This is a genomic window from Streptomyces sp. NPDC002784 (assembly GCF_053592135.1).
The window spans coordinates 1-18,612 of record NZ_JBSFVD010000033.1 but is presented as its reverse complement, the minus strand read 5'-3'; the positions used below and the strand labels follow the sequence as shown (position 1 = coordinate 18,612).

The following is an 18,612-nucleotide window of genomic DNA, read 5'->3' as shown; positions in this document are numbered from 1 at the left end:
AGGAAGTACAGCGGTGAACACGCAGGCATTCATCGCCGAGCTGCGGCGCCTTATGCCCCCCCATGAGGGCGCCGGAGACTCCATCGACTGGCGCGAGGCCGAGAGCTCTTACGGGATCGAGTTTCCGCAAGACTACAAGGAGTTCGTCGCCACTTACGGCCGCGGCGAGGTCGACATGTTCCTGACCTTTCTCGTCCCCGGGAAGTGCGAGGGCCCCAGGCCCTCCGACTCCATGGCCGAGGAGACTGCCGAGGCACGGCGTATGTGGCTGAGGAAGCCGCCAGCGGGATACGGAACGACGGACCCAGCGCCGGTCGTGGCCTGGGGTGTGACCTCCAGCGCGGACCTATTGTGCTGGGCCCCCGGTGGTGAGCAGGGTCCGGACGGATGGCCAGTGGCCGTGTGGAGCCGTGGCAGCCTGAACTGGACGGTCCACGACTGCGGCATGCTCGAGTACGTCGTCCGGCTCCTGCGCGGCGAGCTCGACAACATTCCCGCCGAGGCTGACCGAGTACACCGCTTCGTCCACGTCCGCGAAGCCCGCCGTCTCCTGGCAGCCGGCATCAATCCGGACACCGGCGAACCCGACCCGGACGCAGGCATGTTCGGTCCGCCGCCCCCCTGGCTGTCGCAGGGCAGCTAGTCGACACCTACCCATGGCGTCGCCTGCCCCGCCCGGTCAATGTGTGTGCCGACCGGGCGGGGCAGTGCCCTGCGGGCGTTTGTCAGAAAACCGGCTACCCCGTCTGGCAACGCGATGCGGAGAACGACAAGCCCGGCGTCCCCGACCAGACGACCACCTGCGTCACCGGGACGCGAGCTTGGTCGTCTTGTGTATCAAGACGCAAGTCAGATGGGTTGAGCGCGCGGCGTCCGCCACCGTCGGTCGGGGGGAGTCCCGGGCAGTGTCGGCTTCGCGCGCTGCTGTGAGAGGTACCGGCAATTGCGGACAGTGGACAGAAGGAGACGACACGTGCACGTGAAACCCTGGTTGCCTCGGTCGACGGAACGCGGACCTGTGAGTTCGCCTGACATCTTCACTGTCCCGTTTGAGTCAGGCTCCTGAAGCTCTGCCCGCTCTCGCTGTCTGCCCTATCATTCGCTGCCGCATCCAACGCCTGCGTTACGACCCCTAACTGGTCTTCGTAGCCGCTATGGAGTGGGCACACTCCGGTTCACCTCCACCTCAATGCTCTGCTGCACCACCCCCCGCGTCGAGAACGGGACCGGCTCGCCGTTGGTGAAGTCGCCCGGCGGGATGCCCGGGTGGTGGCCCTCCTTTGTGGCCGGCCGGTCGTCGTGGGCGCTCAGGGTGAGGCGGGAGACGATGCGGTAGCGGTCGCCGCGGTAGACGGAGTGGACGTACTCCACGGCACGGCCCTCGGTGTCGGTGGTGAGCCTCTCGAAGAGGAGTGCGGGGGAGACCTCCGGGACTTGGAGGAGTTCGGCTTCGGCTCGGGTGACCACGGTGGGCTCGATGGACTGCACCGCCTCGCTGACGTGGACGCCGTGCCGGTCGCGCAGGTGCTCGTAGAGGTCGCCCTGCTGTAGTTCGTCACTGGTCAGGCCCGGCGCTAGGTCCGTCCGTACGTGCAGGTGCTCTATGGCGATGGGGGAGCCGTCCACGAGGCGGAGGCGGGCGACGTAGAGGATCTCGGCGGCGGGCGAGATGCGCAGCTTGCGGCTGATGCGGGCACCGGCGGGGAGGGTGCTGAACTCCAGCAGTCTGCTGCTCCACGCTCCGCCGGCGCGCGGCAGGCTGAAGGCGTTGTGCTCGGAGACCAGTTCCTGGGTGATCTTCTCGGCGGCCACGAACATGCCCCGGCCGTGCTCCCTGACGAGCAGTCCCGCGATGACCAGTTCGTCGACCGCCGCCCGCAAGGTGGGGCGGGACACGCCGAGTTGGGCACAGAGGGCGCGCTCGGAGGGGATGGCGTCTCCGGGGCGCCGTGCCTCGATGAGTTCGAGGATCGCGTCACGGACCCGCTCGCGCTTGAGCATCGCGCCGGAGGCTGCCGGGTCGATCTCCATACGGGGCTCTCGTTCGTCGTCGGGAAGTCGGGACGTCGGGACGTCGGGAAGTTTGCTGGTCAACTATAACGGGCCTACTGGTCAGGCTACAGGTGTCTGGACAGGTCCGGGGCCCTCCAGCCCGTTCCCGCCACACCCGCCGCCAAAGTGCCACTCTGCCAAGGGGGTTGACGACGTTATTGGTCTATGCCACCTTCATGCCGCCAGCAACTGGTAAACACCCCGTAAGAGATTGGTCAGGTCGGGGTGTCCTTCTCGTTCTCAGGCTCCCCAGAGGTGAACCGTGAAGCACCGCCCCCTCGCTCTGCTCGGCGCGATGCTGCTGAGTACCGGACTCGTCGCCTGCTCCTCCTCCGACGGCGACCAGAGCGCCGGCGGACCGACCACCCTGGACGTCTGGCTGATGCGCGACAGCGTCTCCGCGGCGTTCCAGGAGGAGTTCGAGGCAGGTTTCGAGAAGGCGCACCCGGAGATCGACGTCAAGATCCAGATCCAGGAGTGGGAGGGCATCGGCGAGAAGGTCACCGCCGCCCTGGCCAGCAATGACGCCCCCGACGTCATCGAGGTCGGCAACACCCAGGTCGCCCAGTACGCCCAGAGCGGCGGCCTGACCGACTTCACCGACAAGGTCACCGAGCTCGGCGGCGAGTCCTGGCTCAAGGGCCTCGCCGAACCCGGCGCCTGGGAGGGCAAGCAGTACGGCATCCCGTACTACGCCGCCAACCGTGTCGTCATCTACCGCACCGACCTGTTCCAGCAGGCGGGCGCCGACGCCACGAAGATCAAGACACGTGAGCAGTGGATCGCCGCCACCGAGAAGCTCAACAAGGGCGGGACGCAGGGGATTTACCTGCCCGGCCAGAACTGGTTCGCTTTCGCCGGCTTCGTCTGGGACGAGGGCGGTGACCTCGCCGTCGAGGAAGGCGACCGGTGGGAGGGGGGCCTGGACAGCCCCGAAGCGCTGAGGGCCATGGAGTTCTACAAAGAGCTCCAGGCGCTCGGCAAGGGTCCCAAGGACTCCGACGAATCCCGCCCGCTCCAGGCCGAGGTCGTGGCCAAGGAGAAGATCGCCCAGGTCATCTCCACCCCCGGCGGCGCCAACGTCATCGTGCAGAACAACCCCGACCTCAAGGGCAAGCTGGGGTTCTTCCCCATCCCCGGCAAGACCGCGGACACCCCGGGCGCCGTCTTCACCGGCGGCTCCGACCTGGTCGTACCCTCCGTCGCCGCGCACCAGGAGGAGGCGTACACCTTCATCAAGGAGCTCACCGGTGACGCCTGGCAGCAGAAGCTCGCCCTCGCGATGAGCTACGTCCCGAACAAGACCACCCTGGCGGACGCCGTCGCCTCCGACCCCGGCGCCGCGGCCATGGCGGTCGGCGCCGCGCAGGGACACGCCACGCCCAACACCCCCCAGTGGGCCGCGGTCGAGGCCAAGAACCCCATCAAGGACTACATGACGGCCGTACTCACCGGCCGGGACGCCAAGTCCGAGGCCGCCAAGGCGTCCGAGTCCATCACCACCACGCTGAACAGCGGTTCCTGACAGATGCTCGCCAGGTCCCCCCGCCGGCCGCCCCGCGGACGCCCGCTCGCTCTCGGCCCGTACCTGCTGATCGCGCCGGCCGTCCTGGGCATGCTCTACCTCCTGCTCTATCCGTTCGGCCGGGCGCTGCTGATCTCCCTCCAGGACTTCCGGCTGCGCGAACTGATCCGGGGCAACGCCGAGTTCGTCGGGCTGCGCAACTACCAGACCCTGCTGAGCGACCCGAGGTTCTGGGACGTCGTCCGCCGCACGTTCCTGTTCATGGCCATCAACGTCGTCGCCATCATGATCCTCTCGACGCTGGTCGCCCTGATGATCGAACGGCTGGGCGGGTTCGGCAGGGCCATGGTCCTCAGCTCGCTGGTACTGGTGTGGGCGGTGCCGGTCGTGGCCGCCACCACCGTCTTCCAGTGGCTGTTCCACTCGCAGTTCGGCATCGTCAACGAAACGCTCACCAGCCTCGGCTTCACCTCCTTCGAGGGCTACACCTGGCTCGCCAACGGCAGCGCCGCATTCACCATCATCGTCATCCTCATCGTGTGGCAGTCGGTGCCGTTCGCCGCCATCACCGTCTACTCGGCACTGACCACCGTGCCCGGGGAGCTCTACGAATCCGCGCGCATCGACGGCGCCGGCGCCATGCGGATCTTCCGCTCCGTGACCTTCCCCCTCGTGCGACCGATCTTCATGCTCGTCCTCTCCCTCGAAGTCATCTGGACCTTCAAGGCGTTCGTCCAGATCTGGGTGATGACCCGGGGCGGACCGGGCGACGCGACGACGATCCTGCCGGTCTACGCCGTGCAGACCGCGCTCGCCAACCAGCGCTACGACCTGGGCGCGGCCGCCTCCATGGTCACCGTCCTGCTCATGAGCGGCGTCCTCGTCCTCTACTTCCGCCAACTGTTCCGCCAGGAAGGGGAGCACCTGTGACCACGACCCGCAGGACCGCCGCCCCGCGGCGCACGCTGCGCCGGCTCCCGCTCAACGCGGCAGCCACCCTGACCGTGGCCATCTGCCTTTTCCCCGTGTACTGGATGGTCGCCACCGCCTTCAAACCGTCCGGCGACATCCAGTCCTACGAACCCCGCCTGATCCCGGGGGAGTGGACCTTCGAGCACTTCCGCACAGCGGTCCAGGCCGACGGCTTCGCCCTGTTCTGGCGCAACAGCATCATGGTCACCCTCAGCGCCGTACTCCTCGCGCTGGTCGTCGCGCTCGGGGCCGCCTACGCCGTGGCCCGGCTGCGCTGGCGCGGCCGCCGCCAGTTCATGCTGGCGGTGTTCATCGCCCAGATGGCGCCGTGGGAATCACTGATCATCCCGATCTACATCATCTCCCGCGACACCAACATGCTCGACCGGCTGCCGACGCTCACCCTGATCTACTTCATGATCACCCTGCCGTTCACGGTGGTGGCCCTGAGAGGCTTCATCGCCGGCATCCCACCCGAACTGGAGGAGGCGGCGCAGGTCGACGGCTGCACCCGGGTGGGCGCCTTCCGCCGGATCGCGTTCCCGCTGCTCGCCCCGGGGCTGATGGCCACCTCGCTCTTCGGCTTCATCACCGCCTGGAACGAGTTCACCTACGCCAACTTCCTCATCATCAAGCAGCAGGACAGCCGCACGCTGCCGGTCTGGCTCTCCTCCTTCCAGACCACCTTCGGCACGGACTGGGGGGCCACCATGGCCGCCTCCACCCTCTTCGCCCTGCCCGCGCTGATCGTCTTCCTCGCACTGCAACGCCATGTGACCTCAGGCCTCACCGCCGGAGGGGTCAAGGGCTGACCGGCTCATCCGCCCCCTGCCATGTCCCGCTGAGCACCGGAGAAGATCCCCGTGGACCAAGCTGAAGTGGACCGACCCGAACCCCCACGCCCCGATCTGGCACTTGTGCCCCGCCCCAGCAGCATGTCCCACCGCCCGGGCCGGTTCCGCCTCGACGACACCGCGCGGCTGCGCCTCACCCCCGGCACCGAAGCGGCCGCCGACCTCCTGCGCACCTATCTCGTACCCGCCACCGGACTTCGCCTGGAGCACGCCGAGGACGGCGCCTTCGTCCTCGCCCTCAACCCCGCCCTCACGGGCCTGGGCGAGGAGGGGTACGGGCTCACCGTCTCCTCCCAGGGGGTCCTGCTGCGGGCCGCCGCCCCGACCGGGCTGCTGCGCGGCGTCCAGACGATTCGTCAACTCCTGCCCTACGACGCCCTGTCGACGCCCTCGGACACTGTCGAGCTGCCCGGTGTGGAGATCACGGACGTGCCCGCGCACCCCTGGCGCGGCATGCTGCTCGACGTCGCCCGCCACTTCCAGCCCGTGTCCTATCTGCGGCGCTACGTGGATCTCCTCGCCCTGCACAAACTGAACGTGCTGCACCTCCACCTCACCGACGACCAGGGCTGGCGGATGCCGGTGACCGCCTACCCCAGGCTCACCGAGATCGGCAGCCGGCGGAGCCAGTCGATGGTCGGCCCCGCCGGCAGCGCCCGCTTCGACGGCCGCCCGCACGGCGGCGCGTACACCCGCGCCGAACTCACCGAACTCATCGCCTACGCCGCCGCACGAGGCGTGACGGTGGTGCCGGAGATCGGTGCGCCCGGGCACGTACGGTCCGCGCTCGCCGCCTATCCCGAACTGGGCAACCGCCCCGAGCGGCCGCTCGACGTGTGGACCCACTGGGGTGTCTGCACGAACGTGCTCGGCGTCGGCGACCACGTCCTCGACTTCTTCCGCACGGTGCTGGACGAGGTGATGGACCTCTTCCCCTCCCCGTACATCCACATCGGAGGCGACGAAGTCCCCACCGAGGAATGGGAGGCCAGCCCGGCGGCGCGCGAACGGGCCGCGCGGGAAGGGCTGTCCGGCCCGCGTGAACTGCACGGCTGGTTCATGGCCGAGATGGCCGACCACGTCGTACATGCGGGACGGCGGCCGGTCGCCTGGGCCGAGGACGACACCACGCTGCCCCTGACGTGCACGGTGATGAGCTGGCGCACGCCGCAGCACGCGTGGGCCGCTGCACGCCGGGGGCACGACATCATCCACGCCGACCACCGCTCCACGTATTTCGACTACGCCCGTGACCTCGGCCCCCTGGAACCTCCCGCCCAGCCGGGGCACGCCCTCGACCTGCGCACGGTGTACGGCGTGGACCTGCTGCCGCCCGCCGAGGAGCCACAGCTCGCCAAGAAGATCCTGGGCACGCAGGGGCAGCTGTGGACGGAGTTCGTACGGACGCCCGAGCACATCGAGTACCTCACCTACCCCCGCCTGTGCGCTCTCGCCGAGCGGGCGTGGGCCCCCACCGGCGACTGGCCGCACTTCCGGACCCGGCTCGACGGGCACCGCGCGCGGCTGACCGCGCTCGGCGTACCGCACGACGTCCTCCCGGACCCGACGGCGTACGCCCCCGCCTGACCATGACCTCCTCCGGACCCGACGGCGTATGCCCCCGCCTGACCACGACCTCCTCCGGACCCGCCGCACACGCCCCCGTGACCCGAGCGTCCCCGACCGGGCCGCACACGCCCCCCCGCCTGACCACGACGCCACCGGAACAGGCCCCACACCCCCCGTGACAAGGAGGCCCCGGACCAGGCCGCACACGCCCCCCGTGACCAGGACATCCCCCAGTACCGGGCCCCGCACGCCCCCGCGTGACGTGGCCCCGCACCACCCGCTCCACCCGCACACCCCCACGATCCCTCCCGCGGACGGCGGGAGCGAACGAAAGGACACTGTCGGATGAGTACCCGTGCCACCCGCCGCAGCATCCGCGCGGCCCTCGCCCTGACCGCCATCGCCGGCAGCGCGGCCCTGGCCACCCTCCCCAGCACCACCGCCTCCGCGGCAGCGGGCGACGGCCTGGCCGTCCAGTACCGCACCAGCGCCGGCGGCGCCACCGCCGACCAGACCGAGCCGTGGTTCAAGGTGCGCAACACCGGCACCACCAGCGTTCAGCTGAGCCAGGTCAAGATCCGGTACTACTTCAAGGCCGACTCCCCGAACGCCACCTACCGCTTCGCCTGCTCATGGGCGGTCAAGGGCTGCTCCGTGGTCACCGGCACCTTCGGCACGCTCGCCAACCCCACCGCGACCGCCGACCGCTACCTGGAGATCGGCTTCACCTCCGCGGCCGGCTCCCTCGCCCCCGGCGCCGACACCGGCGACATGCAGCTGCGCTTCTACCAGTCCAACTGGCAGCGGCTGACCCAGAGCGACGACTACTCCTTCAACGGCAGCCAGTCCACCTACGCCGACTGGAGCAAGGTCACCGCGCAGATAGCCGGTACGAACGTGTGGGGCACCGCCCCCGCCGGGAACGAGCCGACCGACCCGCCAACCCCGACCGACCCGCCCGGCGGCGGCCAGACCCTGTTCGACGACTTCTCCTACACCTCTCACACCGACCCCGCCCTGTCCAGCCACGGCTGGAGCGTCCGCGCCAACTCCGGCGGCCCCGGCGTCCCCGGCGCCACCTGGGACCCCTCCAAGGTCACCTTCGTCAACCAGAGCGGCAACACGGTGATGAACCTGGAGACGTCCAGCGCCGGCACCGGCTCCAGCACCACGCACACCGAAGTCCTCACCAAGGCGACGAAGTTCAAGAACGGCACCTACGCGTCCCGGGTGAAGTTCTCCGACGCGCCCAAGTACGGCCCCGACGGCGACCGCATCGTCCAGACCTTCTTCACCATCAACGACCTCAAGGCCCCCATGGCCGACGACTACGCCGAGTACGACTTCGAGTACCTGCCCAACGGCGGCTGGGGCGAGCCCGCGAACATCCTGTACACGACCTCCTGGGAGACCTACAACCCGGACCCGTGGCAGGCGGTCAACCAGCACAGCGAGAGCCGCACGAGCTACGCCGGCTGGCACGACCTCGTCGTGACCATCGACAACAGCAAGATCACCTACTACGTCGACGGCCAGCACTTCGGCACGCACGACGCCGCCTACCTGCCCGAGCGGCCCATGTCCATCAACTTCAACCAGTGGCTGATCGACCTCAACGGCCAGACCTCCACCACCCCGCGCGCCTACGACCAGCAGGTCGACTACGTCCTGCACGTCAAGGACCAGGTCCTCACCCCGGCCCAGGTCGCCACGAAGATCGCCTCGCTGCGCAGCGCGGGCACGAAATTCGTCGACGAGGTCCCGGCATCCTGACCGCGGAGCCCTGCATGAGAACAAGCTGCCCCCGCGGTGCGCACCGCGGGGGCAGCTTGTTCTCTGGAGGGACGAAGTTCCGGGTGACGGGGTGCGGTCGGCGAACTCCCGCCCTGCGCAACGCCGTTGCTGATCAAGCCGACCACGGCATGCCCGCCTCGCGCCCGCCCGTCCGGCCTGTGCCCGCGCACATCTCCCGTCCGTCCCGTTGTGCACCGGCCTCCCGACGACACGGGCTGCTGGACCGCATAGGGGATGGCTGATGACATGACCGCCATGTCTGCCGCATCGCCTGCCCCGCAGCACGCTCGCGCCCGCCTGGAACCCGCCGTCGTGTCATCGCCGGGGAGGCGTTGCCCGTGAATGCCACGGACGGGCAGTCCCTCGCCGCCATGGTCTTCCTCGTCTTCGTCGCGGTGTCCTTGCTGCTGTGCGGGCTGGCCGCCGCGGACCTGGACGAACCCGAGCACTTCTACGCGGGCGGCGGCGCCGCCTTCGGGCCGGTCGGCAGCGGGCTCGCCGTCGCCGGTGACTACGTCTCCGCCGCGACCTTGCTCAGCACCACCGGCGCGGTCGCGCTCGACGGAGCCGACGGCATGCTGTTCGCCACGGCGACGGTGGCTTCCCTGTGGCTCGTCATGCGCGTCTTAGGTGAACGCCTGCGCCGACAGGGCGTGTTCACCCTCGGGGACTTCATCGCCGACCGGCTCGGTGACCGCTCGGCGGGCCGTGCCCTCGGCGTCGCCACCCTCGTGGTGCTCGCCCCGCTGCTCCTGGTGCAGTTGTCGACCGGGGGACACATCATGACGGCCATGTTCGGCCTGCCCGACGGAGCGCTCGCCGGCTGCACCATCGGCAGCGGTGCGCTGATGATCAGCTACGCGGCGTTCGGCGGGATGCGCGGAACCGGCTACATCCAGATCCTCAAGGTCGGCGTGGTCCTGTTCGCCGTACTGCTTCTTGCCGGTCTCGTCCTCGCGCGCCACGACTGGTCGCCCTCGGCTCTCATCGGGGCGGCGCGAGAAGGATCGGGAGCCGGAAACTCCTTCTTCGTCCCCGGGCAGCACTTCGGCGGCTCTCTCCTCGGCCGGCTCGATCTGATCAGCTTCGGCGCCACCTTGCTGCTCGGCGCCGCGTGCCTGCCGCATCTCACCATGCGGCTGCACCCGTTGCGCGACGCCCGGACGGCCCGCCGGGCCGTCGGCTGGGCCGTGGGGCCGGTCGCGGTGGTGTGCCTGGGCGTGGTGGTGGCGGGGCTCGGGGCGTGTGCCCTGCTCGGCCGGGAGACGGTGCGCGCCGCCGATCCCGGGGGAGCGACCGCCCTGTTGATGGTGACGGGCGCTCTCGACCCGGCTGCGGGCGGTACGCGGCACAGCATGCTGTTCGCGATCGTCGCCTGCGCGGTGTTCGCCACCACCCTCGCGGCCGTCGCGGGCATCACCCTGGCGGCGGCGGCCGGCCTGGTGCGGGACTTCAGTAAACGGCCCGGCAGCGGTGCCGCGGCCCGATCTGCCGGTTCCGAAGTCCGCAGGGCCAGAAGCGGCGTTGTGCTGTTCGGCGCCGCCGCCGTCTTCCTGGCCGTTCTGCTCGGCGACCGCGGCACCCTCACGCTGATCTCGCTGTCCCTGGCCGCCAGCGCGTCCGTGCTGGCACCGATCCTGTTGTACGCGCTGTTCCTCCCGGGGTACACGGCCACGGGGGTTCGGTGGACGGCGTTCGGAACGCTCTCGTTGATCGTGGTGCTCATGGCGTTTTCACCCGCCGTGTCGGGCGCTCCCACCGCGCTGTTCCCCGACCGTGATTTCCACCTGTTCCCTTTGCAGACACCGGGTTTGATCACCATCCCGGTCGGCTTCCTGCTGGGCCTGATCGGCAGAGACCGCTCGCGCATGGTGCGACCGGCCCGAGGGAGGAAACTGTCGGGCACGGGCGCCCGCTGAGCGCCGCCGGTCGTACGCCATGCTCCGCGCGAGCTTCTGGAGCCTGTTGTGGGCCACCCGGCGAGAGCGCGTCAGCGGCCGGTCGAGCCGTCGATCAGTTCGCGGAGGATGTCCGCGTGACCCGCGTGACGGCCGGTCTCCTCGATCATGTGGGCGAGCGCCCAGCGGACGCTGGGAGCCGGGCGGTCCGGCTGCGGTCGGGGGAGCGGTGCGCCGAGGTCGGCACACTTGTCGAGCACTTCGTTCGCGCGCTCGACCACGTCTTGGTAGCGGGCGACGACATCGGCCACGCTGTCGGTCGGCGCGGCCTGGAAGGTCGCTTTCCAGTGGGTGACGTCCTCCCCGAGGAACAACGAGCGCTCGACGAAGGTCAGATGGTTGAGCAGGCCGAGCAGGTTCGTGCCGGAGGGCACCGCGGCGGTGCGCACCTGCGGTTCGGGAGCCCCGTTGACCTTCGTGGCGATGGAGGTCCGGAGGTAGTCGAGGAAGCCGCGCAGGACCTCGGTCTCGCTGGTGCCGGTCCGGGGTGGCGGGGTGTCGCGGCGCGTGATGCTGGGCACGGGGATCTCCTTGTACGGGGGAGGGCCGACCGCGGGGTCACATGGTGCGGCGGATGAGGAGGACGTGGTCGGTGACCTCGGCGGTGCGCCCGTCCGGGCCCTTCGCGATCCGACGGGGCGTGTCGGCTCGCTCCACTGTCCACGTGGCCGGGTCCAGAGCGATGTCCGCGGCGACTTCTCGCGGGCTCGGGTACCGCAGGTCGGGGTCCTGGTTCCACGACCACGGCGCGGTCGAGCCGTGATCGACGACCAGCAGCCGTCCGCCCGGGCGCAGGGCGTGCGCTGCCGCGCGCAGCACGGCCGACCGGTCCAGATCGAAGGGGGTGTGCAGGTAGTGCGCGCAGACCAGATCGAAGGCGCCGGACGGGAAGGACTCCTGCAAGTCGTGCCGCACCGCCGTGACGCGTTCGCCCAGGCCCTGGGAACGGGCGAGCTGGGCCAGCCGCGCGACCGCCACGGCCGAGATGTCGGTGGCTGTGACGCGCCACTCCTGCCGGGCGAGCCACAGGGCGTCGCCGCCGTCGCCGCATCCGAGGTCCAGCGCGTCACCGGGCGGCAGGTCCGCCACCGTCTCGGTGAGGCGAGCATTCGGCTGCGGGCCGGAGGTTTCCGGCCGGGCCGCGTAGACACCGTCCCAGAACGCGACCGCATCGGTGGTACTCATCGGGGCTCCTTGTGTCGGCATACGCTCAGTCTTACGAGCCGCCGCGGGGCTTGGCACGGAATGTTGCTGTTCCGGCAACATGACCGATGGACCACCCCGCGGACGAGAAGCGCTCGACGCGGCGTCACCCGTGCCGTGCGGCTCAACTCGCCGACGGGGCGGTGCGGTTGAAGGCGCGGCGGTACGAGCGTGGGGGAACTCCCCGGCGGCGTACGAACCGCTCACGCAGCACGGCAGCGCTGCCGTACCCGACCGCGCGGGCGACCTCCTCGACCGGCAGGTCGGTCGTCTCCGGCAGTTCCTCGGCTGAGCTCAACCGCAGCTCCCGCAGCCAGGCGTGTGGCGTGGTGCCGGTGGCCGGGGTGAAGCGGCGAGCGAAGGACCGCTTGCTCATCACGGCACGCCGGGCCAACTCGGCCAGGTACTGGGTCTGCCCTCCTCGCGGTGCGACGGCAGCACCATGTCGCGGGCGATGTGGTTGGCCATGGCGGCCCCGTACTCCCGCCGCGGCAGCGGCACGCCTACGTCGGTGGGAACCGGCTCCGGCCGGTCGCCGCACAAGGTGGAGTCGAAGCCGGGCGCCGCATCGCCGTGCGGAGCGAACACCTCGGCGACGATGCCGACGGCGAGCATGCCGACACCGGGCGGGGCGTAGGCCGCGACGGGCGTGCTCTCCACCAACCCCGGGGTGGCCGCCACCGTCTCCTACGTCTCCGACGCGGACCGGCACGTGATCGTCGATCCCGGCATGGTGGCGAGCCGCGACCGCGTCCTCGGCTCCCTCGCCGAACTGGGGCTCGGCACCGACGACATCACCGACGTGATGCTCAGCCACCACCACCCCGACAACACCATGAACGTGGGCCGTTCGGACGGGCCCGGGTCCACGAAATCACGCTGCTGGCGGGCACGGACGCCGGGGTGGTGGCGTTCGTGGGTGATCTGTGGTGGCGCCCGGACGGTCCGGCCGAGGATCCGGTCGCCCCGGACCGCGAGGTGCTACGGGCCTCCCGGCTCCGCGTGCTCGCCGCCGCCGACCGGATCGTGCCCGGCCGCGACGCCGAGTTCCCGGCGGACGACACGGCGCCCCGATGAACGCGCGACGGGTGACTTCCCTGCGGGCGCGCTGCTCAGCGCAGGGCCTGGGCTGCGTACAGGGCCCCGAGGGCCGTGGCGAGGGTGCCGAGCAGGAGCCGTAGGGCTCGTTCGCGCAGGCGGGGTTGGAGGCGGGCGCCGAGGTAGCCGCCGATCAGTCCGCCGGTTCCGCAGGCGAGCCCGAGCCACCAGTCGGGGGCGATGTCTCCGGCGCTGACGAGGGACAGCACGGCGTAGGCGGCGGCGCCGACGAGGGAGGTGGCGAAGGTGGCGGCCAGCGCGGCCGGTGCGACGCGGGCGACGGGCATGCCGTGGCCGACGAGGATCGGGCCGAGGATGGAGCCGCCGCCGATGCCGTAGATCCCGCCGATGACGCCGACCGCCAGGGCGAGGCCGGTGAGAGCGGGCCCGGACAAGTCGCCTGCGGGCGACGGTTGATGGCGGCCGGGAACGACAGTGCGCAGGCACAGCCACACGCCCAGCGGCAGCAGCAGTACGGCGATCAGCAGCCGGAAGACGTCCGGGCCCGGGAGGACGAAGACGCGCACGACGCTGCCGAGGACGACGCCGGGCAGCGTGCCCAGCACCAGGCGCCGCGCGAGGCCGCCGCGCAAGGCGCCGTCATGGCGGTAGCGCCACAGCGCGCCGGGACCGGCGACCACGTTGTACAGCAGGTTGGTCGGTGTGACCGCCGGGTTCGGCACGCCGAGGACACTCAGCTGGACCGGCAGGAGGAACACCGCGCCGGACACACCGACGGGAGCGGTCACGGTCGCGATCAGCAGCCCGGCGACCAGCCCACCCACCAGCGTCCAGTCCACCGCCGCCTCCGCCCGTCGTGCGCAGGGCCAGTATCAGGGTGATCACCGCTGGATCAGCAAGTCCAGGAGTTCACGGCCCTGCCGCCACTGCCCCAAGCCGCTTGCGGAGTTGAGGTGCCCGCCCCCGTCCGTCGGACGCCATCGCGCACCCCACCCCTCCGCGAAGCCGACGGCGGCCTCCGGGGTGCAGTACGGGTCGTCGCCGCTGCCCACCACCAGGGCAGGGCACGGCAACGGCTGTGCCGACACCTCCATGAACGTCGCGGCGGCCCGGCGTGGGAACGCCGGCCCGTCCGGGTCGGGCGGCGCGACCATGAACGCGCCGTCTGCCGAGGTCGAGGGGTTCCTGTTGAGCCAGGTGGTGGCAGCCCAGCAACCCAGACTGTGAGCCACCAGCACCACTCGGCTGTCCCGCCGGGAAGCGACGTCGTACGCCTCCTGGACGGATCCGACCCAGTCATCCAGTTCGGGGGCGGACCAAGAGCCAGGGGAGATCCGCACCGCTGAGGTGCCCCACCCTCGCTCCCACAAGGTCTGCCAGTGCTGTCCGTCCGAGCCGTCGATACCCGGGATGATGACGTACGCGACCACCGCACCACCGTTCCACTCGTCGCCCCCTGCGATCCTGGGGGACACCTCGCCGAGATTCTGTGGGATGCATCGGCGCGATGGGGGTGGTGCAAGTGAACTCAAAGAAAGTGGTGCGGACGACGATGGAATCACTCGACCGGCTGGACCGTGACATCCTCGCTCTGCTGCAGAGCGACGGTCGGTTGACCGGTGCCGAGGTGGGGCGCCGCGTCGGACTCTCGCAGCCCGCGGCCAGCGCGCGCATCCAACGGCTGGAGAAGAACGGCGTCATCACCGGCTACCGAGCCGTGGTCGACCCGGCGGCGCTCGGTCTGAACATCCACGCGGTCATCCGGCTGCGCACCACGCACGCCCAGCTCTCCCGTGCCCTGGAATGCGCTTCCCGGACCCCCGAAGTGGTCGCCACCCGCAGAGTCACCGGGGAAGACTGCCTCATCTTCGACGTGTACTGCCCGCAGGCAGGACGCCTCGAAGAAGTCGTCGACGCACTCGCCCGCTACGGCCCCGTCACCACCTCACTCGTGCTCCGCGACTACCCCGCCAAGCCGCTGACCGACGCCACGTCAGCAAGCTCCTGAGCCGTGACCGCTAGGGCTGCGCCTACGGTGCGGTGACCCCACTGTCTGCGCCCATGACGCGGTACATGCCGATGGAGTCGTGCGCGGCGGTGTCGGTGAAGCCGAATTTCTCGTAGAGGAAGCGGGCGGGGCCGTCCGCGATCAGGGAGACGTAGGAGGTGGCGGGCGCCCGGCGCTCCAGTTCCTCGGTGAGCGCGGCCATGATGCGCCTGCCCAGGCCCCGGCCCTGGTGCGCGGGGTGTACGCACACGTCGACGATCTGGAACGCGGTGCCGCCGTCACCGATGATCCGGCCCATGCCGATGGGCTCCCCCTCGTGGTGGAGGACCACACCGTGCCAGGTGTGGGGGAGGGCGAGTGCCACCGCGGCGGGGTCCTTGTCCGAGAGCCCGGCGTCGGTGCGCAGGCGGCGGAAGACCTCGACGGAGGGCACGCCCACGCTCAACTCGTAGGGGTCGTAGGGGTCATTGGGGTCGTTCACGCAGTCCACTTCCCATCATGCGATGCCGAGCAGGGCCTTCTCCCCGCCGGTCCGTGACCTACTCCTGCTTGGCGGGGAGCAGCCACAGGACGATGGCGACGGAGACCGCGGCCAGGCCCGTGGCGAAGAGGAACGCGTCGTCGAAGCCGGAGGCGGCCCGGGCGCCGGTGTGGACGGAGATGCCGGCTGCGGCGGCGCTGGAGACGGCGGCGGCACCGGCCGAGGCGCCGAACTCGTGGCACGTGCTCACGATGCCCGACGTCACGCCGGCCTCATGGGGCGCGACACCGGCGAGGGCGGTGGCGGAGGCGACCACGAACAGGGCACCCAGGCCCGCCGCCGCCACGCTCAGGCCGATGACCATCGAGGCGGAACCGGAGACCAGCACCGGCACGAGGAACCCGACGGCCGCCACGGCGAGGGCGATGACCGCCAGGAGCCGGGCGCCCATTTGCCCGATCACCCGGCCGGCCGCTGCGGCGGCGACCATGGTCAGCAGGGCCACCGGCAGGAACAGTACGCCGGTCATGAGGGCACCGTGGCCCTGATGGTTCTGGAGGTAGAAGGAGCCGAGGAAGAAGGCCCCCACCATCAGCGCCGTAGCGACAGCGATGACGAAGACGCCCGCCACCACCGGGCGGCGGCCCAGCAGGCGCGGATCCATCAGCGGCGCCGCCGCCCGGCACTGCCAGAGAGCGAACACCGCGTAGGCAGCGGCCGCGGCGGCGCCCAGGGCCAGGGTGAGGAGGTCGAGCCAGCCGTGGTCGCCGGCCCGGATCAGGGCGTAGATGAGGGCGCCGGTGGCGGCGGCGACCAGGACGGCGCCGGGTATGTCGAGGGAACCGGTCGCCGCGCGGGGCAGGCTGGGCAGGACCCGGGCGAGCAGGGCGAGGACGAGCAGGCCGACGGGGACGTTGACGAAGAAGACCCAGGCCCACCCGGGGCCTGCCGTGATCAGTCCGCCCAGCAGGACGCCGAGGGCGGCGCCTCCGCCGCCGAGTGCCGACCAGATGCCCAGCGCGCGGTTGCGCTCGTCCCCGTCGAACAGCCGCACCACCACCGACAACGCGGCGGGCGACAGCATCGCGGCACCCGCCCCTTGGGCGATGCGTGCGGTGAGCAGCAACGGGGCGCCGGTGGCAAGCCCGGCGGCCAGGGACGCGGCGGTGAACACGGCGAGCCCGGCCAGCACGACCCGCTTGGGACCGAACAGGTCCGCGGCCCGGCCGCCGAGCAGGATCAGGCTCCCGAAGGTGAGGGCGTAGCCGCTGATCACCCAGGTCAGCGCCGCGCGGTCCAGCCCCAGCTCGGCGCCCATGTCGGGCAGGGCGATCGCGACGACGGTGATGTCGAGGATCAGCATCAGCTGGGCCAGCCCCAGCAGCCCCAAGGCCTGCCAGCGCAGCGGATGCGGTGCGTCGGGTGCGCGGGTGGTGGTGGTTTCCGTGTCGCTCATGACGTACGCCCCTCACTGGTTAAGTCGTACAAGGCTGTTCAAGTTATACGGATCGGGGGCGCAAGGCAAACACTGCTGTACGACTTACTGAGGTACCGTGGGCACATGGGCAGCAAGAACTCCACGGCCACCAAGCGCGCCGACGCGCTGCGCAGCATCGAGGCGATCGTGCAGGCCGCCGCCGAATGCCTCGGGCAGAACCCGGAGGCGAGCCTGAGCGAGATCGCGCGCGCCGCGGGTGTGGGCCGGGTGACGCTGTACGCGCACTTCTCCTCCCGGGCGGAGGTCGTCGACGCGGCGATGAGCCGCGCCATCGATCAGGGCAACCAGGTCTTGGACACGATCGACCTGGCCGGGGATCCGAGGCTCGCCCTGGCCCGGTACATCGACGCCGGATGGCACCTGGTGGACCAGGCGCGGGCGCTGCTCGCCGCCGCGCAACGGGAGCTTTCGGCGGGGCGCATCCTCGAACTGCACGCCGGACCCGCCGCCCGCGTCGAGGCGCTGGTCGCCCGCGGCCGTGCGGAGGGGGTCTTTCGTACGGACCTGCCGATCGCCTGGTTGGTCAACGTCCTGCACGCCGTCATGCACAGCGCGGCCGAGGAGATCCGAGCCGGCCGACTCGCCTCCGAGTACGCCGCCGACCACATCACGGCCACGGTGCTGGCCGCCTTCACGCCTCCCGGTCAGCCGGTGCCCGAGACCAGCGGTGTACGTCCGCCGCAGTGATCCGTCGGTCCGCGCAGCCCTCAGTCGAGCACCCCTAGCTCGGTGTCGGGCCGGCAGTGGGGGCAGGCGTCGACGCCGTCGGTCAGCGCCCGGATCGCCTGGCCGCGGTCGATGCCCCGGGACCGGCTGCCGGCCATGTGGCAGCCGCCGACGTGTACGTACACCGGCGGCACGTCCCGGTTGAGGCTCTGCTCGACCAGCCAGTCCGGAGCCGGCGGCCGGGCCGCGATGCCCCGCTGCCGTTCGGCCGCACGCCGCTCCTCCGCGGCGATCCGCCGCCGCACCCGGTCCAGCGTGAGGACGAGCCACGTCTCCAGGATCCGGAGTCGGGGCAGGTCGGGCGGCAGATCGGTCACCCTCTCAGCTTGCCCCAAAAATCGAACACGTGCTCTAGTCGGGGCATGGTCAATCACGGAGTCCCCTACCTCACACCACGACAGGAGCAGATCCTGCAGTGCATCCGCGAGGCCATCACGGACCGCGGCGAGGCGCCGACGGTGAAGGAGATCCGGGACCGGTTCGGCTACCGCAGCAGCGCGTCGGTCCACTACCAGTTGGCGCAGATCGAGAAGAAGGGCGCCATCGTGCGCGAGGCCGGCCGAGCGCGCGGGATCCGGCTCGCCTGAACCGGCCCCGCCCGTCCCGGCCGGCCCCACACCGCGCCCAGCGGTCAGCGCTTGAGTATGAAGCTGAAGTCGCTGGACAGCTTGCCGCTCAACCGGGTCGCCGAAACGAGTTTCCCCTCCGTGATCAGTCTCTCGACCTCGGCCCGCGAAAGGCCGCACCCTTCGGCGATCAGCCGTACTGGTCGGACCGGAATACGCGCCGCGAAGCGGACCGATACGTCGATCACTCTGGGTTACGTCCAGGGAAGTGGTGTACGGGTTCGACCTGATCCGGGGGTTTGCTCCGGCGTTGGGATGGGGCCCGCATAGATGAACGGCCACCGGCT

The 18,612-nt window shown here is 70.6% G+C and carries 21 protein-coding genes and 2 pseudogenes; 12 read left to right on the top strand and 11 right to left on the bottom strand.

Annotation, left to right across the window (positions count from 1 at the left end; translation table 11 throughout):
• Positions 1-13: 13 nt before the first annotated feature.
• Positions 14-643, top strand: coding sequence for an SMI1/KNR4 family protein (locus tag ACWD1Z_RS33075; RefSeq protein WP_451123873.1), 630 nt, complete (start codon positions 14-16; stop codon positions 641-643).
• Between the two features lie 509 nt (positions 644-1,152).
• Here the strand turns inward: ACWD1Z_RS33075 and ACWD1Z_RS33070 are convergent.
• Positions 1,153-2,031, bottom strand: a complete 879-nt coding sequence (locus tag ACWD1Z_RS33070) for a GntR family transcriptional regulator (protein WP_451123871.1) — start codon at positions 2,029-2,031, stop codon at positions 1,153-1,155.
• 283 nt (positions 2,032-2,314) lie between these two features.
• Here ACWD1Z_RS33070 and ACWD1Z_RS33065 point away from each other — a divergent pair, with 283 nt between their 5' ends.
• From ACWD1Z_RS33065 to ACWD1Z_RS33040, 6 genes are all read left to right on the top strand, one after another.
• Positions 2,315-3,577, top strand: a complete 1,263-nt coding sequence (locus ACWD1Z_RS33065; RefSeq protein ID WP_451123869.1) for an extracellular solute-binding protein — start codon at positions 2,315-2,317, stop codon at positions 3,575-3,577.
• Between the two features lie 3 nt (positions 3,578-3,580).
• Positions 3,581-4,507 (top strand): carbohydrate ABC transporter permease, encoded by a 927-nt coding sequence (locus ACWD1Z_RS33060; RefSeq protein WP_451123867.1) that lies wholly within the window; start codon positions 3,581-3,583, stop codon positions 4,505-4,507.
• Positions 4,504-5,361, top strand: coding sequence for a carbohydrate ABC transporter permease (locus ACWD1Z_RS33055; RefSeq protein WP_451123865.1), 858 nt, complete (start codon positions 4,504-4,506; stop codon positions 5,359-5,361). Before ACWD1Z_RS33060 ends, ACWD1Z_RS33055 begins: the two co-directional genes overlap by 4 nt.
• Positions 5,362-5,427: 66 nt before the next feature.
• Positions 5,428-6,990: a beta-N-acetylhexosaminidase gene (locus ACWD1Z_RS33050; RefSeq protein ID WP_451123905.1), complete on the top strand. Its 1,563-nt coding sequence runs from the start codon at positions 5,428-5,430 to the stop codon at positions 6,988-6,990.
• A gap of 327 nt (positions 6,991-7,317) precedes the next feature.
• Positions 7,318-8,745: a cellulose binding domain-containing protein gene (locus ACWD1Z_RS33045; RefSeq protein WP_451123863.1), complete on the top strand. Its 1,428-nt coding sequence runs from the start codon at positions 7,318-7,320 to the stop codon at positions 8,743-8,745.
• 392 nt (positions 8,746-9,137) lie between these two features.
• Entirely contained in the window at positions 9,138-10,685 is a 1,548-nt protein-coding gene (locus ACWD1Z_RS33040; protein WP_451123903.1) for a sodium/solute symporter, read from the top strand.
• Positions 10,686-10,756: 71 nt separating this feature from the next.
• Here ACWD1Z_RS33040 and ACWD1Z_RS33035 read toward each other — a convergent pair whose 3' ends face one another.
• The 4 genes from ACWD1Z_RS33035 to ACWD1Z_RS33020 all read right to left on the bottom strand — a co-directional run bounded on the left by ACWD1Z_RS33035 (position 10,757) and on the right by ACWD1Z_RS33020 (position 12,587).
• Positions 10,757-11,245, bottom strand: coding sequence for a DinB family protein (locus tag ACWD1Z_RS33035; RefSeq protein ID WP_451123861.1), 489 nt, complete (start codon positions 11,243-11,245; stop codon positions 10,757-10,759).
• 37 nt (positions 11,246-11,282) lie between these two features.
• Positions 11,283-11,909 carry a class I SAM-dependent methyltransferase gene (locus ACWD1Z_RS33030; RefSeq protein WP_451123860.1) on the bottom strand — a complete coding sequence of 209 codons (627 nt, stop codon included), beginning with the start codon at positions 11,907-11,909 and terminating at the stop codon, positions 11,283-11,285.
• 142 nt (positions 11,910-12,051) lie between these two features.
• The gene (locus ACWD1Z_RS33025; protein WP_451123858.1) at positions 12,052-12,303 is read right to left on the bottom strand and encodes a helix-turn-helix domain-containing protein; all 252 of its coding nucleotides are present in this window, start codon (positions 12,301-12,303) and stop codon (positions 12,052-12,054) included.
• Positions 12,303-12,587, bottom strand: coding sequence for a hypothetical protein (locus tag ACWD1Z_RS33020; protein WP_451123856.1), 285 nt, complete (start codon positions 12,585-12,587; stop codon positions 12,303-12,305). Before ACWD1Z_RS33020 ends, ACWD1Z_RS33025 begins: the two co-directional genes overlap by 1 nt.
• A gap of 70 nt (positions 12,588-12,657) precedes the next feature.
• Between ACWD1Z_RS33020 and ACWD1Z_RS33015 the strand changes: the two are divergent.
• Both ACWD1Z_RS33015 and ACWD1Z_RS33010 read left to right on the top strand, forming a co-directional pair.
• Positions 12,658-12,789, top strand: a pseudogene (locus ACWD1Z_RS33015) (hypothetical protein); the annotation flags it as partial.
• A 41-nt stretch (positions 12,790-12,830) separates the two neighbouring features.
• Entirely contained in the window at positions 12,831-13,004 is a 174-nt protein-coding gene (locus tag ACWD1Z_RS33010; protein WP_451123911.1) for a hypothetical protein, read from the top strand.
• Positions 13,005-13,039: 35 nt separating this feature from the next.
• On the opposite strand, the gene ACWD1Z_RS33005 is transcribed toward ACWD1Z_RS33010, so the two are convergent.
• Positions 13,040-13,825, bottom strand: coding sequence for a TSUP family transporter (locus tag ACWD1Z_RS33005; RefSeq protein ID WP_451123854.1), 786 nt, complete (start codon positions 13,823-13,825; stop codon positions 13,040-13,042).
• A 42-nt stretch (positions 13,826-13,867) separates the two neighbouring features.
• Positions 13,868-14,416: an RBBP9/YdeN family alpha/beta hydrolase gene (locus tag ACWD1Z_RS33000; RefSeq protein ID WP_451123901.1), complete on the bottom strand. Its 549-nt coding sequence runs from the start codon at positions 14,414-14,416 to the stop codon at positions 13,868-13,870.
• A 122-nt stretch (positions 14,417-14,538) separates the two neighbouring features.
• Here ACWD1Z_RS33000 and ACWD1Z_RS32995 point away from each other — a divergent pair, with 122 nt between their 5' ends.
• Complete coding sequence (locus ACWD1Z_RS32995; RefSeq protein WP_451123899.1) at positions 14,539-14,994, top strand: Lrp/AsnC family transcriptional regulator; 456 nt, start codon at positions 14,539-14,541, stop codon at positions 14,992-14,994.
• Positions 14,995-15,016: 22 nt separating this feature from the next.
• Here ACWD1Z_RS32995 and ACWD1Z_RS32990 read toward each other — a convergent pair whose 3' ends face one another.
• Positions 15,017-15,475 (bottom strand): GNAT family N-acetyltransferase, encoded by a 459-nt coding sequence (locus ACWD1Z_RS32990; RefSeq protein ID WP_451123852.1) that lies wholly within the window; start codon positions 15,473-15,475, stop codon positions 15,017-15,019.
• A gap of 58 nt (positions 15,476-15,533) precedes the next feature.
• On the bottom strand, positions 15,534-16,931 hold the full coding sequence (locus ACWD1Z_RS32985) for an MFS transporter (RefSeq protein WP_451123850.1): 1,398 nt from the start codon (positions 16,929-16,931) through the stop codon (positions 15,534-15,536).
• 105 nt (positions 16,932-17,036) lie between these two features.
• Here ACWD1Z_RS32985 and ACWD1Z_RS32980 point away from each other — a divergent pair, with 105 nt between their 5' ends.
• The gene (locus ACWD1Z_RS32980; protein WP_451123848.1) at positions 17,037-17,660 is read left to right on the top strand and encodes a TetR/AcrR family transcriptional regulator; all 624 of its coding nucleotides are present in this window, start codon (positions 17,037-17,039) and stop codon (positions 17,658-17,660) included.
• Between the two features lie 20 nt (positions 17,661-17,680).
• On the opposite strand, the gene ACWD1Z_RS32975 is transcribed toward ACWD1Z_RS32980, so the two are convergent.
• Positions 17,681-18,016 (bottom strand): DUF6233 domain-containing protein, encoded by a 336-nt coding sequence (locus ACWD1Z_RS32975; protein WP_451123846.1) that lies wholly within the window; start codon positions 18,014-18,016, stop codon positions 17,681-17,683.
• A 45-nt stretch (positions 18,017-18,061) separates the two neighbouring features.
• Here ACWD1Z_RS32975 and ACWD1Z_RS32970 point away from each other — a divergent pair, with 45 nt between their 5' ends.
• Positions 18,062-18,286: a LexA family protein gene (locus ACWD1Z_RS32970; RefSeq protein ID WP_389419721.1), complete on the top strand. Its 225-nt coding sequence runs from the start codon at positions 18,062-18,064 to the stop codon at positions 18,284-18,286.
• A gap of 44 nt (positions 18,287-18,330) precedes the next feature.
• Here ACWD1Z_RS32970 and ACWD1Z_RS32965 read toward each other — a convergent pair.
• Positions 18,331-18,513, bottom strand: a pseudogene (locus ACWD1Z_RS32965) (DUF1062 domain-containing protein); the annotation flags it as partial.
• Positions 18,514-18,612: the final 99 nt, after the last annotated feature.

Coding starts and splice junctions, on each gene's coding strand:
- ACWD1Z_RS33070 (WP_451123871.1), bottom strand. CDS start 2,031: ATGGAGATCGACCCGGCAGCCTCCGGCGCGATGCTCAAGCGCGAGCGG.
- ACWD1Z_RS33060 (WP_451123867.1), top strand. CDS start 3,581: ATGCTCGCCAGGTCCCCCCGCCGGCCGCCCCGCGGACGCCCGCTCGCT.
- ACWD1Z_RS33045 (WP_451123863.1), top strand. CDS start 7,318: ATGAGTACCCGTGCCACCCGCCGCAGCATCCGCGCGGCCCTCGCCCTG.
- ACWD1Z_RS33040 (WP_451123903.1), top strand. CDS start 9,138: ATGGTCTTCCTCGTCTTCGTCGCGGTGTCCTTGCTGCTGTGCGGGCTG.
- ACWD1Z_RS33030 (WP_451123860.1), bottom strand. CDS start 11,909: ATGAGTACCACCGATGCGGTCGCGTTCTGGGACGGTGTCTACGCGGCC.
- ACWD1Z_RS33025 (WP_451123858.1), bottom strand. CDS start 12,303: ATGAGCAAGCGGTCCTTCGCTCGCCGCTTCACCCCGGCCACCGGCACC.
- ACWD1Z_RS32995 (WP_451123899.1), top strand. CDS start 14,539: ATGGAATCACTCGACCGGCTGGACCGTGACATCCTCGCTCTGCTGCAG.
- ACWD1Z_RS32985 (WP_451123850.1), bottom strand. CDS start 16,931: ATGAGCGACACGGAAACCACCACCACCCGCGCACCCGACGCACCGCAT.
- ACWD1Z_RS32980 (WP_451123848.1), top strand. CDS start 17,037: ATGGGCAGCAAGAACTCCACGGCCACCAAGCGCGCCGACGCGCTGCGC.
- ACWD1Z_RS32970 (WP_389419721.1), top strand. CDS start 18,062: ATGGTCAATCACGGAGTCCCCTACCTCACACCACGACAGGAGCAGATC.